General features: G+C 63.9%; 9 protein-coding genes. 4 read left to right on the forward strand and 5 right to left on the reverse strand.

The features are described 5' to 3' along the window. The 3 genes from CFB24_RS19590 to CFB24_RS19600 form a co-directional block, all read right to left on the reverse strand. Positions 1-1,017 (reverse strand): glycosyltransferase (locus CFB24_RS19590; protein ID WP_088522328.1); only part of this gene is annotated, 1,017 nt, incomplete at its 3' end. A 67-nt stretch (positions 1,018-1,084) separates the two neighbouring features. Further along, the gene (locus tag CFB24_RS19595; RefSeq protein WP_088522329.1) at positions 1,085-2,365 is read right to left on the reverse strand and encodes an O-antigen ligase family protein; all 1,281 of its coding nucleotides are present in this window, start codon (positions 2,363-2,365) and stop codon (positions 1,085-1,087) included. Between the two features lie 2 nt (positions 2,366-2,367). Next, entirely contained in the window at positions 2,368-3,540 is a 1,173-nt protein-coding gene (locus tag CFB24_RS19600) for a glycosyltransferase (protein ID WP_245295405.1), read from the reverse strand. Positions 3,541-4,099: 559 nt separating this feature from the next. Between CFB24_RS19600 and CFB24_RS19605 the strand changes: the two genes are divergently transcribed. The 3 genes from CFB24_RS19605 to CFB24_RS19615 all read left to right on the forward strand — a co-directional run bounded on the left by CFB24_RS19605 (position 4,100) and on the right by CFB24_RS19615 (position 8,410). Further along, complete coding sequence (locus CFB24_RS19605; RefSeq protein ID WP_244593324.1) at positions 4,100-4,882, forward strand: hypothetical protein; 783 nt, start codon at positions 4,100-4,102, stop codon at positions 4,880-4,882. 312 nt (positions 4,883-5,194) lie between these two features. Beyond that, complete coding sequence (locus CFB24_RS19610; protein ID WP_088522356.1) at positions 5,195-6,652, forward strand: UbiA family prenyltransferase; 1,458 nt, start codon at positions 5,195-5,197, stop codon at positions 6,650-6,652. Between the two features lie 24 nt (positions 6,653-6,676). Next, positions 6,677-8,410, forward strand: a complete 1,734-nt coding sequence (locus tag CFB24_RS19615) for a hypothetical protein (protein ID WP_088522330.1) — start codon at positions 6,677-6,679, stop codon at positions 8,408-8,410. Positions 8,411-8,549: 139 nt separating this feature from the next. Here the strand turns inward: CFB24_RS19615 and CFB24_RS19620 are convergent, their stop codons facing one another. Both CFB24_RS19620 and CFB24_RS19625 read right to left on the reverse strand, forming a co-directional pair. Then, positions 8,550-10,028: a RodZ family helix-turn-helix domain-containing protein gene (locus CFB24_RS19620; RefSeq protein ID WP_088522331.1), complete on the reverse strand. Its 1,479-nt coding sequence runs from the start codon at positions 10,026-10,028 to the stop codon at positions 8,550-8,552. Then, positions 10,025-10,348 (reverse strand): helix-turn-helix domain-containing protein, encoded by a 324-nt coding sequence (locus CFB24_RS19625; protein WP_088522332.1) that lies wholly within the window; start codon positions 10,346-10,348, stop codon positions 10,025-10,027. Before CFB24_RS19625 ends, CFB24_RS19620 begins: the two co-directional genes overlap by 4 nt. 224 nt (positions 10,349-10,572) lie before the next feature. On the opposite strand from CFB24_RS19625, the gene CFB24_RS19630 reads away from it, so the two are divergent. Beyond that, positions 10,573-12,324: a type I secretion system permease/ATPase gene (locus CFB24_RS19630; protein ID WP_088522333.1), complete on the forward strand. Its 1,752-nt coding sequence runs from the start codon at positions 10,573-10,575 to the stop codon at positions 12,322-12,324. The last annotated feature ends 2 nt before the right edge of the window (positions 12,325-12,326 follow it).

Raw genomic sequence — 12,326 nt, forward strand, 5'->3', positions numbered from 1 at the left:
CACGGCGTCGGCGAACACGTCGGGATCCGCGTCGATCGGACAGAGCACGGTCGCGGGATTGTCGATCTTGGCTTTGAGGGCGGGCGAAAAGTCGAATTCGTCCGCACGCTCGGGATGGGTCGACACCAGCGGAATGGCCAGTTGGCTGACGGCCTGAAAACTGCCGCGCCGGGCGCTGACGCCATCGGTGAACGGCAGCAGGATCACGTCGGCGGCGGACAGCGTCGCCATCAGCTCGCCCTCGTCGTCGATCCGCCCCCGGAAATCGAGCCAGTCCGCCACGCCGAGCTGGCCCGCCAGATCGAAGAAGGCCTGGCGGTCCCCGGGCTTGTCCCAGAGAAAATCGCCGCACACCAGCAGCCGCGCCGTGACGCCGCGTTTGTGCAGGGCCGCGACGACGCGCAACAGCAGATCCGGCCGCTTGCTGGCGTAGAGCACGCCGAAAAAGCCGATGACGATCTCCGCTTGCGCCGCGCCGTCGCCGCGCGTTTTGGCGCGCTCTTGCGCGACGCGGTCCGGGTCGATGCCGACGGGCATGATGTTCGGCCCGATCGGGATGACCGGCGCTGCCTGTTTCTTCGCGGCTCCGACCAGCGGCGAGGTCAAAAACGCCTCGCGCTGCTGGCGCGAGACGAAGATAAAACCGTTCGACGCCAGCAGATCCGGGATCATCGACAGATAGCGCAGCGGATTGAGCGAGGTCCATTCATGCAGGGTGAGGACGATGCGCCCCTTGCGCGTCGCCAGCCGCGCCGCCATCAGCGCCCATCCCGGCGTGAGGCGATTGCCCCAGCCCTCTATCGGCAGCTGAAAATGCACGATCCGATCTTCGCGTAAAACCTTGACGATCGCGCCGACGAAAGCGAGGGGGCGCTCGGGTTCGATGGTTTCAACCGTGGCGAAGCCCGGCCTGCTGGCGTTGATCGCGTCGCGGAGCCGGTGCGCATAGTCCATCACCGCGCAGGTGACGGGCCGGGCCGAGCCAAAAATCACGACGGAGGGCGAGGGAGCGTGCATGGGCGGGGTCCCGCGACGAGGGCGATTGGGCGCCGTTACGAGCGCTCCAGCGATTTAGCAGCGCCGCCTAAATGATCTGTGCACGCGGCTCAGCCGTGGTCGTCCCGGCAAGGGGTGGGGCGCCGCCCGTGGCGAGCCAGCGCGCCCGCGCCGCCTCAAGCCCCCAGACGGCCCCGACCGACAGATAGAACATGCGCCAGTGGTCGATGTCGATCTGTAAGGCCTGGAGGAAATAGACGAACGCCGCCGGAAACAGCACCTGCGCTTGTCGCTGGTAGGGATGGGAGCGTCCGCACAGCCGGAAACCGACGAAGCCGGTGGCCAGCGCCAGCGCGATGAAGCTGAAGCCCCCCAGCCATCCGTTGGAGGCGAAGGAATTGATATAGGAATTATGCGGCTCAAGGCTGAAGGTGAGGCGGAAGCGCAGCGGCCCAAAACCGTTCGGCCGGTCCAGCAGCATCGGAATGGAGCGGACTTGCCGGCCGAAGCGGCCGTCCGGGCCTTCGTCGTAATCGTGGCCGAGGGACACGCGCTCGGAGAAGGAGGTGCGCATGCTGTCGACGGACAGCGCGCCGCCAACGCCCACCGCCACCATCATGAGCACGGCGGCCGCGCCGGTGACGATGCGCCTACGCATCCGTCTGGTGTCTGCGGTCACGATCAGGAAGCCGACCATCATCGCCAGAGCGAAGGCCGTGGCGCCCCAGGACCCGCGCGAGAAGGACAGGAACAGGCCCGCCGCGACGAGGCCGAGGCTTGGCAGCTCAATCCACCAATGTTTCATCCGGCCCAGCAACAGCCGTTGCGTGAGCGCGAGGAAACCAATGATCATATAGGAGCCGAGCACGTTCGGATCCTTGAAGAACGCTGTGGCGCGCTCGGCGCTTTGCAGTTCCTCCAGGCCAAAATTGGCGACCCAGGACAGGATGGCGGCGGCGCCGGCGATGACGCAGCTGACGATATAGGCGCTGAAAAGCAGCTGGAGACGTCGGGTCGTCCGCTGATACAGGAAGAACGCAAAAAACAGACAGGTAATTGAAAGATAAAGCGTATTGTACATGTAGAGCGACGGATCCGGCTCGTTCCAATAGGGGATGAGCCCGATGAAGCCGCCCAGCGTCCAAGCCGACAGCAAAATGACCAGCGGCAAGACGGTCCGGTGGATTGAAAATCCGCGCCACGCCCAGACCCCGATTGTGACGAGGATCAGCAGATCGTAGGGCGCGGGTTCGATGAACACCACGGAGCCGCTGGCGACGGTCAGCCAGAACAGACTTTCCTCCAGCCGGGGGAAAGAAAACCGTCGTCCCGGCGCAGGTCGCGGCGCGCTGACGAGAGTCTCAGTCATTGTCATTGCGCGCGCAAACTGTTCTGGATCGCTTGCGGTTCGCGCCGCGCCAGCGCGCGCGCATATCCGTCCATGATCGAATCGACCATGGAGGCGATCTGAAAATTGTCTTTGACATATTGCGTCAGCGCCGCACACGCGTCCTGCTGCGCCGTCTCGTTCTCTTGCAGGGCGGCGACCATGGCGGCGGCCAGGGCCGCCGGGTCGCCCGGCGGGATCAGCTTGTCGCGGTAGGGGCCGAAAATCTCCTCCACGCCGCCCACGGCGGCGGCGATGAGGGGCCGGCCGCAAGCGATCGCCTCGAGGAACATATAGGGCAGGGATTCGACGCGGCTGGGCGCGACGACAATGCGGCCGGCCGCCAGGGCTTTTTGCGCGGGCTGCGGATCGCGCATCGTGATGTGACGGGACAAGCCGGATTGTTCGACCAGCGCCGCGAGGGCTTCGCGGTCTGGTCCCGAGCCGATAATGACCAGCCGCGGCGCGAACTGACCGCCGGCGTGGATTTTGGCGAGGGCCTCGATCAAAATGTCGACGCCCTTGCGCGCCGCCAATTCGCCGACATAGACGAATTCGGCCGCGTCGGGCGGCGGCGTCACCTTGACGAAATCCCCGGCGCAGACGCCGTTGCGGGCCACATTCACCAGCGCCGCGCCCGGTCCGATCTCGCTGGCGTATTTTCGCGCCATATAATCGCTCTCGAACTGCAGAAGATCGGTTTGGCGTCCGAGCAGGCGCTCGGCCAGCATGTAGGCGCGATGGCCGGCGACCTGATGGAAGCTGCCGCCATGCGGCGTATAGACGCGCGCCGGGCGCTTGGGCAGCGGCAAAAAGCCGGTCAACCGCGCGTAAAGGCCGCCCTTTGCGCCATGCGCATGGACGATGTCCGGCCGCAGCCGCCAAATGCGCGCGTAAGTGCGCGCCAGCACCGAGAGATCGCCGAGATGCGGCTCGCGATGCATGGGGAAGCGCACGACGCCCAGCTTCATGCGCGGCGCGATCGCCGCCAGCTGTTGCTCGGCGCGTTCGCCGCCGGCGAGGGAATCGACGATCAGCCCGACCTCGTGGCCGCGAGACGCCTGTTCGCCAGCCAAATCCATCACATGCCGAAACAGGCCGCCGACCGGCGCTCTGAAGACATGAAGAATTCGCAGGCTTTTTTCGTTGGAACGCATCGTGACTCCCGGTCCCCTCATGATGATCATGATAATTTGCCGGAGTTAATGAACGCTGGGCTTTGGACTGAGCGGCGGGGAGACGGCGGCGTAAAAATCGACGGCGTTTCGGTCATATCCTGAGATCATAACGCCCAGAAGTTTGCGCCGCGCTTCTCTATGAGAGCAGCGTTTTCGCCTGCCGAACTTCAGCAAAACTCTGTGTTGATCGCCGTTTCAATTTTCCGGGGCGTGGGGCGTGGCCGCCAATTGCGTCAGCTGGACGCAAGGAGAGCGGCGTCAGGACGCGGTAAGTTGCGGCAACGTGGAAAACCGTTAGGATTCCTGTTCGGCTCGCTGATTTGCTGTTGAGTCGCGAACTAAAGGACAGACCCTAGAAACACAAAACCCGCCTTGGAAGGCGGGCCGGTGTCCCGGCGAACCGGGGAAAACTCTCGTTGTGGTGACTTGAGTTTCCCCAAAATCGAGATCGAAGTCAAGCGGAAGCATCGTTTCCGCTGATGAGATTTTTTGCGCCGGATTTCGGCCCTTTCCGAGCGGGCGACCGAACGGAGAGACGATGCAACACGCACACACCGCCGCAGCCGTTTTGGCCGCGCTGAGCGGCGCAAAATCCTTGTCTGTTTTGGACGGGATCGCCCGGACGATCTGGACCGACTGGGCCAGCGGACAACTGACCGACGACCAGGCGGGAACGCTGGCCGAAATGCTGGAGCGCCGGAAAAACGAGGTGCGCGGCGCCGACACGGTCGCCGCGCGCGCGCCAAATGTGAGCGCCGCCGCCAGGGCGCAGGGGCGGCCGAGCCATTTCCCGCCGAAGCGCAAACAGCCAGCATCGCCCAACCGGCGGGCGTCGATCGAGCGGCGGCGGCGGCTGGCCTGCTCCGGCCCGATGCCGCCAACCCTGGCCTGCCTGTTCACAACCGGCGAACTCGCGGTGTTGCGCATCGTCGCCGACGAGGTGCGTGACCACCGGCAATGCCGCCTCACCCTGGGCGAGATTTCCGCGCGCGCCGGCGTCGGGATCACCACCGCGCGCAACGCCCTGCGCTATGCGGCGCGCGAGGGGCTTGTGACCATTGAGGAGCGCCGGCGCGACAAGCGGCCGAACCTGTCCAATGTGGTGCGGATTGTTTCAAGGGAGTGGATGGTCTGGATCGCGCGCGGCCGCAAGCAGACTGCGCGCGTGTTTTCCTCCGGGGGAGGAGGGTGCAAAAAAGCGGAGTCCACGGATATTGCTTCTTCCAGAAGCTCATGTGGAGAACGCGCAAAACGCGTTCAACTCTCCAAAAAGATCGCCCGAAAACCGTCAGAACAAAAGTTGCGCACACAATCCCAATAGACGCGGCTTCGCCGCGAAAAGCTTTACGATAAGAAAGGCGGAAACCGTTCGCGCCAGCAGACGGTGCGAAAAAACGCGCCTGTCCAAAAAACGGCGCCAGAGAGGGCGCCTGCAGATCGTCCGCGCCAAGCTCCTCATTCGTCATGCGGGAGTAAGCATAATGCAAATCTTTTCCTAGCGTCGTGTGTCTGTATTGATCTGCCTCAAGGAAGAGGCGTTCCGTTTTGATCCGTTCTTGGTCTTCGCCGTTGAGCATCTCAGACGTTCGCGCGACGTTTTGGCGACCTGACCAGGATGATCAATGGGGGCGATATGAAGATTGCAACAGAAGCCGCCGTTCCGGCGCCCGCCTGCGCGCCGCTGGTGGTCGATCTGGACGGCACGCTCATCACGAGCGATCTTCTGGTGGAATCCGCCTTCGCTCATCTCGGACAAAACCCGCTGCGCGCCGGCGGATTGCTGGCGGCGCTGTTTCGCGGCAAGGCGGCGCTCAAGGCGCGGATCGCGGTGGAAACCGGGATCGACGCCGCGCATCTGCCTTATGATCCCGCGGTGATCGAGCTGATCGAAAAGGCCCGCGCCACCGGGCGCCCGGTCTATCTCGCCTCGGCCAGCAACGCGCGTTACGTCGGCGCGGTGGCGGAACATCTCGGCCTGTTTCAGGGCTGGTTCGCCTCGACCGCAAGCGAGAACCTGTCGTCGGCGGCCAAGGCGGAACGTCTGGTCCAGGCGTTTGGCGAAGGCGGGTTCGATTATGTCGGCAATGATTCCGCTGATTTGAAGGTCTGGGCCAAGGCGCGCCGGCGGATCGCCGTTCATCCGTCCCGCGCCGTCGAAAGGAAGTTGCTCGGGCTCGATCCCGCCGCCGTCGTGCTGCGGCGTGACGCGTCCCATTTGCGCAACTGGGTCAAGCTGTTGCGGGTCCATCAATGGGCCAAGAACGCGCTGGTCTTCGTGCCGATGGTCACCGCGCAACGCTGGGATCTCGTCTCGTTCGGCCACGCTCTGGCGGCGTTCGTCGCCTTCTCCCTCGCCGCCTCGGGCATTTACCTCATCAACGATCTCGTCGACCTCGACGCCGACCGCAAGCACCTCTCGAAGAAGCGCCGTCCGCTCGCTTCAGGCGCGATCCCGGTGCTTGACGCGATGATCGTCGCGCCCATTCTGGTCACGCTGGCCGTTCTCGGGAGTTTGGCGCTCAATCCCTGGTTCACCGCCGTTCTGCTCGGCTATATCTCGCTCACCACCGCTTACACCTTCGTCCTGAAGCGCAAGATGATGATCGACGTGGTCGCGCTGGCCATGCTCTACACGCTGCGGGTGATCGGCGGCGGGGCGGCGATCGCCGTGCCCATTTCGGAATGGCTGCTGGCGTTTTCGATGTTCATCTTCGTGGCGCTGGCCCTGGTCAAACGCTATACGGAGCTGGCCGGGCGCCTGGACGCCGACCTGCCCGATCCGCCCAATCGCAATTATCGCAAGATCGACCTCGACATTGTCGCGGCGCTGGCGGCGGCTTCGGGCTTCAACGCGCTGACCGTGTTCACGCTCTACATTTCGTCGAACGCCGTGTTGAACCTTTACCCCCATCCCCAGGCGCTCTGGTTGATTTGCCCGATCCTTATGTATTGGATCGGGCGCATCCTCATGCTGGCGCACCGACGGATGCTGAACGACGATCCCATCGTCTTCGCGCTCACCGATCGAAACAGCCTGGCGGCCTTCGGCTTCATCGGGTTGATCTTGATCGTGGCGGCGAAAAGCTTTTGAATGCCTGTCTAAGCGCGGTTAAAAATGACGAATATTTCTTGTTGTTCAGATAAGGATCATTCCGGCAATCCCTTTGCCAGCGCCGGCTTCTGGGGCGCGGCTGTTTTTGGCGCGCTGCTGTCGCTGGTCGTCACAGGATATGCGTTTCCGACCAGCAATAACCTGTTCCATCTGCCCATTGTCGAGCGGCTCTACGATCGGCCGGAGTTCGCCGGAGACGCGTTTATCCAGTCGCTGCGCTATTTTTCATCCGGCCTCTGGATGATCCTGGCCGGATCCGCCCAATGGATCGCGCCGGAAAAAGCGTTTTTCGCCTTGTTTTGTCTCAGCCGGCTGCTGAGTTTTGTCGGCTTTCTCGCCTGCGCCGATTATTTTGGCGTTCGGGACATCAGGCAGCGTCTTCTGTTCTCCGGTGTGATCGCCGTGACGCCGCTGCTGCAGGACTGTTCCTTCGCCGGCGGCGGCGGCCTTTTTATCAACTATTTCACCCATAGCGAAATCTGCAATGGCCTGTTCCTGCTGGCGGTCTGGGCGGCGCTGCGCGGACGCTTCACCCTGATGCTGGCGCTGGTCGGCGTCACCTTCTTTGTGAACGCGTTTTTCGGCGTCTGGCTGGGCTTTGTCGCCGCCTGCGTGATGGGATACGAGTTTTTCGCCGGCCGGCTCGGACTGCGTCAAATGTTGGCGTCCGCTGGCGTCGGTTTGCTGGTGATCGTGGCGTGCGCCGCGCCCGTCATCTTGAATGTCGTGTCGAACCCGGACTTCGGGAAACCCGTTGATTTCAATTTCGTGGAATTTCTCAAAAGCTATTACCCCTATCACTTCCTGATAAATACAATAGATTTCAAGCAGATCGTCGTTCTGGCGGGCGTGTTGGCCATCTGTGTTTTGTCCCTGCTCTGGTTGCGGGATCCCGATCGGCGAATGACGGCGCCGCTGGCCGCCTGCGTCCTGCTTTATGGAATTGGCGTCGGTCTTCCCTGGGCGACGCACGCGCCGGCGGCGCTCAATCTTCATCTGTTGCGCAGCGGGACGTTGATTCATCTGCTGGCGGCCTTGTTGCTGTCGGTCGTGATCGTTCGCTGGTGGTTTGGCCCGGACAACAGGCAGGCGCTGGCGGCGGCGGGACTGATGGCGGCGATGGCGGCCTCGCTGCTGGTGGATATGACGGCCTCGCGCGCGCTCGCGGACATGGTCCTTCTGGCTGTCCTCGCCGTCAAAGGGGGCGCCGTGTCGCCGCCGCGAAAAATCGCGGCGCGGTTGGCCCCGCATCGGCGCGCCCTGGCGCTTGGCGCCCTGTCCCTGGCGGTTCTGCTGTCGGCGGTCGCCGTCCATCTCAGAGAGAAGGCGATGGCTGCGGAGCAAGCCTGGCGGTCCGAATGGGCGCGGGTCGCCAACTGGGCGGGCCGCGAAACCAAGCCGGGCGCTATTTTCATGCCGCCGCTCATGGCTGCGAGCGACCCCAAATCCATTCGCCAGGATCCCGCGCCTTATTTCACCAACACCGCCTTCGAGACCCTTTCGCACCGCTCGATCTGGGTCGACTGGAAACGCGGCGCCGCCGTGCTGTGGCGTCCGTCGTATTATGAGACCTGGAATGCGAGAATGGCCGAGGCGGGGGGGCTGAAAACGCTGGCGCAGGAATATGGTTACGCCCGCGCGCACGGCATTTCCTATCTCATCGCAACGCCCGCGGCCTATTGCGAGGGCAAGAGCGTCTTTCGCACGGAACGCCTTTGCGTCGTCCAGGTCGACTGACAGATCGTCGCGACGAAATGGATGTCCATGGCCTACGCTGCGTGGCTGTGGGCGTCGGCCTGACCGTGGTCGCCGGCGTGGCGCCGATCCTCATCGGCGCGCCAGCGTTTGAGACGGGCCGGCGAGCGACGCCGGCGCGTCAAAGCCAGGACGCTTCGCCGTGAGCCGGCGCGGCCGGCAAGCCGATCAGGAAAATCGAAGATCCGTCCTGGAACGTGAAAAATTCCTGCGTGGCCGAAGCGGCGTTGGACACGGTCAGATGTGAATCGAAAATGATGATTTCGCTTGCAAGCCGTGTGATCTGAAAATCCGGATGCAGCGCGGTGAAGTGCAGGATGGCCTGGTTCACATCGGTCAGGGTCGCCGTCGCCGGAACTGCGGGTTTTGGCGCTTGCGTTGCGTCCGCCGGGGCGTGCGCGCTTTCCGGCGCGGCGGGGGGCGGCGGCGGCGATGTCGGGGGCGCCGCCTCGGATGTGACCACGACGCTGGTCGCGGGCGAGGGCGCCGACGTCACCAGTTGTTGCTCGTCGGCCGACAAAGTGGTGACGAGATGGGATTGCGCCGAGGCGCCCAGGAGAGAGGCGATTTCCTGATTGGCGGAGGAAGCCGGCGTTGACGAAGCATTGGCGCTCGACACATCGCTCGCCGGCGCGACCGGTTCGCCGGCCAGGGGCGCCGGCGTCGTCACGACGGAGGAATGGGGATTGAGCGTCGAAGCCGTCGCGGCGCTGGAATTGTGGCTCAAGGCCATCGTCTCGGCATTGACCGGGCCATCGGCGTCGAGCTTCACCGGCGACATCAGCCGCAGGTTCGATGAATGCGCGGACGCCGCATGCAGCGAAGCCTGGAACGGGTTTTGCGCGCCGGCTTCCGTCCAGGCGTCGGCGCTCGCCGTCGACAGCGCGAGCGTATGATGCGGCGCGCTTGACGCGCTCTCCAGATCGACAGTCTCGATTCCGCTCAGGCCGATATGGGCGTCGCCGCCGAGGGCGGCGCCCGACGCCGCGCCGAGCCAGGGCGCATCGAAGCTTGTTTCGGCGAGGGCCGGCTGGGCCCATGTCACGGCCGCGGCGATGGCCGTCAGGACCGCTGTCGCCTCCCGTCCATTGAGGATGGTGGCGCCGCCGTCCCGCGCGTCCGCCGGCGCGGGGGCCGCAGCGGAGGGGGGCGCGACCTTGGCGACTTTCGCCTCGGCGGCGACGGCGTCGGTCTGTCCCAACTTGAAAAAGCAGGTTGTGACCAGGGCGACCAGCAGCGCCGCCGGATGGATGGACAATCTCGCGCCGTCTTTCGGCCGGGCGATGACGATCGGGTGGCGCTCGATCAGGCTTTCGATCAGGGGGCGGAAGTCGTTTCCGCGCACGCACTCGTCGAAAGCCGGGCTGGCGACGACATATTCCCCGTCGATGCGCGCGAAATGAACGATGATCTCTTCGTTATCCGCGCGGCAGAACACGAACCATGGATCGCCCTCGTCGGACAGGCCGCGATCCGTCACGACCGACATGCCGCCGCGGATCATCGACGCTTCGACGCGGTAGAATTCGGCCAGCTCCTGGTTGTTCCAGTCTCGCGGTCGGGGCGCAGGTCTGAAAAAAGGAACGACCGTGAAGCTCATCGGGCGGCGCGCTCTTGGTCCGATCCCTCGGCGAAGACGATTTCGTAGGTCACGGGGTCATAAAACGGCAACAGCGTGAGAACGAAATCACGCGCCGTCATTTGAAGAGCCTCGGCCCAGATGCGGTATTTGTCAGGCGGAATTCGGCCACGTCCCGTCTCGAGCTGAGAGATGAACGTGTAATATTCCGTGCCGACCATTTCTGCAAGCTGACGTTGTGAAAGGCCGCACGCCTCGCGGCGCTCCTTCAGCCATCGCCCGGCTTCGCGGCGCAACTCATACGTGTCGGATGCGCTTCGTTTCTGAGGGTTGGTGTACATGGCTTTTCCTATTTAGCAAAAACCATACCATAAGATTTCAGCAGGATGCAAGCGATTCGCTGAAAAAGCAAAGCACAATCTATGCTTGTGTTAAAATTGCTTTATGATAAGCCTCGCCATGGTGTGAACACACTCGCATAGGTTGTGCGTCATTTGGCCAGGATTGGGAACGCCCTCGCTCCGAAAGAGGCTTTTTTGTCGCAAATTTACGGAATGGCTCGCCAATGAAGGTCCTCCCCCGTTTTCAGAACCAGGACGTTTTGCTGGCCGGCGCCCGGGCTACGGCGCCCATTTTCATCGCCGCGATCATTTTTAGCTTTTTCATCAATCTGCTGATGTTCGTCAGCCCGCTCTACATGCTGCAAATCTACGATCGCGTGATCACCAGCCGCAGCGAGCCGACCCTGATCGCGCTCACGGTCCTCGCGGCGGTCCTCATCTGCGTTTACGCCATCCTGGAAATGCTGCGTTCGCGCCTCCTGGTGCGCGCCGGTCTGCTGTTCGACGAGAAAATGGCGGCGCCGCTGTTCAACGCCGTGCACCGGGGCAACCTGCGCGAGCCCGGCGCCAATCACGTGCAAGGCCTGCGCGATCTCGACACGCTGCGGGAGTTCCTGACGGGCCCCGGCCTGATCGCCCTGTGCGACGCGCCCTGGTTTCCGATTTTCGTCTTCGCCTCCTTCCTGCTGCATCCCCTGTTCGGCTATCTCGCCCTCGCCGGCAGCGCGATCACGCTCAGCCTGACGTTCCTCAACGAGAAAGTCACCAAGGCGCAGATCAACTCCGCCGGCCGCGCCTCGATGATGGCCAGCCAAAGCGCCCAGTCGATGTTCCGCAACGCCGAGGTCCTGCAGGCCATGGGCATGCGGGAGGCGGTCAAGAAGATCTGGACCGGGCATCACGACACGACCCTGGCGCTGCAGGCCTCGGCCAGCGACCGCGCCGGCCTGATCGTCGCCGCCACCAAATTCTTCCGCATGTTCCTGCAGACCGCCATTCTGGGAACGGGCGCCTATCTGGTCATTCAGAGGGATCTGTCCGCGGGCGGCATGATCGCCGGCTCCATTCTCATCGGCCGCGCCCTGGCGCCGATCGAAATGGCCGTGGGCAGTTGGAAGGGCTTCATCGCGGCGCGCAGCGCCCTCGAACGCATCCGTCATTTGTTCTCGGTCGCCGGCGCGGAGCCGGCCAACATGTCGCTGCCGCGCCCGGCGGGCGCGCTTCAGATCGTCAATCTGATCGCCGGCGCCCCAGGGCAAAACGGCTTCATCATCAAGGATCTGAGCTTCAATCTTTCCGCCGGCGAAATCATCGGCGTGGTCGGCCCGAGCGCCGCCGGCAAATCCAGCCTGGCGCGCTTGCTCGTCGGGGTGTGGCCCGTCGCGCGCGGCGCCGTGCGGCTCGACGGCTCCGATCTGTCGCATTGGAATCCGGAAGAACTCGGGCGCTATATCGGCTATCTGCCGCAGGACGTGGAGCTGTTCGCCGGGACCATCGCGCAGAACATCGCCCGCTTCCAGGACATTGACACCGAACAGGTGATTTTCGCCGCCCAGCTCGCGGGCTGCCACGAACTGATCCAGCACCTGCCCAAAGGCTACAACACGCAGATCGGCGAAGGCGGGCAGGCCCTGTCGGGCGGCCAGCGCCAGCGCATCGGCCTGGCGCGCGCCCTTTACGGCCGGCCGAGCCTTGTCGTTCTCGACGAGCCCAACGCCAATCTCGACGCCGCCGGCGAAGAAGCGCTGCTCGCCGCCGTCCAACGCCTGCGCGCGATGAAAACGACGGTCGTGATCGTCACGCACAAGATCAACATTCTCACGGCGGTCGACAAGATCCTGGTCATGGCGGACGGCGCCGCCCAGGCCTTCGGCGCCCGCGACGCCGTGCTGCAAAGCCTGATGGGACCGCGCGTCGTGGCGACCACGCCCGCGCCGGCGGTCCAGGCGCCTCAAGCCGCGACACAGGGCCGATGACC

It is taken from the genome of Rhodoblastus acidophilus, assembly GCF_900187365.1.
In the GTDB taxonomy this organism is placed as follows: domain Bacteria; phylum Pseudomonadota; class Alphaproteobacteria; order Rhizobiales; family Beijerinckiaceae; genus Rhodoblastus; species Rhodoblastus acidophilus.

Excerpts from the sequence above, each read along its gene's own strand:
- CFB24_RS19595 (WP_088522329.1), bottom strand. The coding sequence starts at position 2,365 with ATGACTGAGACTCTCGTCAGCGCGCCGCGACCTGCGCCGGGACGACGG.
- CFB24_RS19600 (WP_245295405.1), bottom strand. The coding sequence starts at position 3,540 with ATGCGTTCCAACGAAAAAAGCCTGCGAATTCTTCATGTCTTCAGAGCG.
- CFB24_RS19605 (WP_244593324.1), top strand. The coding sequence starts at position 4,100 with ATGCAACACGCACACACCGCCGCAGCCGTTTTGGCCGCGCTGAGCGGC.
- CFB24_RS19610 (WP_088522356.1), top strand. The coding sequence starts at position 5,195 with ATGAAGATTGCAACAGAAGCCGCCGTTCCGGCGCCCGCCTGCGCGCCG.
- CFB24_RS19615 (WP_088522330.1), top strand. The coding sequence starts at position 6,677 with ATGACGAATATTTCTTGTTGTTCAGATAAGGATCATTCCGGCAATCCC.
- CFB24_RS19620 (WP_088522331.1), bottom strand. The coding sequence starts at position 10,028 with ATGAGCTTCACGGTCGTTCCTTTTTTCAGACCTGCGCCCCGACCGCGA.
- CFB24_RS19625 (WP_088522332.1), bottom strand. The coding sequence starts at position 10,348 with ATGTACACCAACCCTCAGAAACGAAGCGCATCCGACACGTATGAGTTG.
- CFB24_RS19630 (WP_088522333.1), top strand. The coding sequence starts at position 10,573 with ATGAAGGTCCTCCCCCGTTTTCAGAACCAGGACGTTTTGCTGGCCGGC.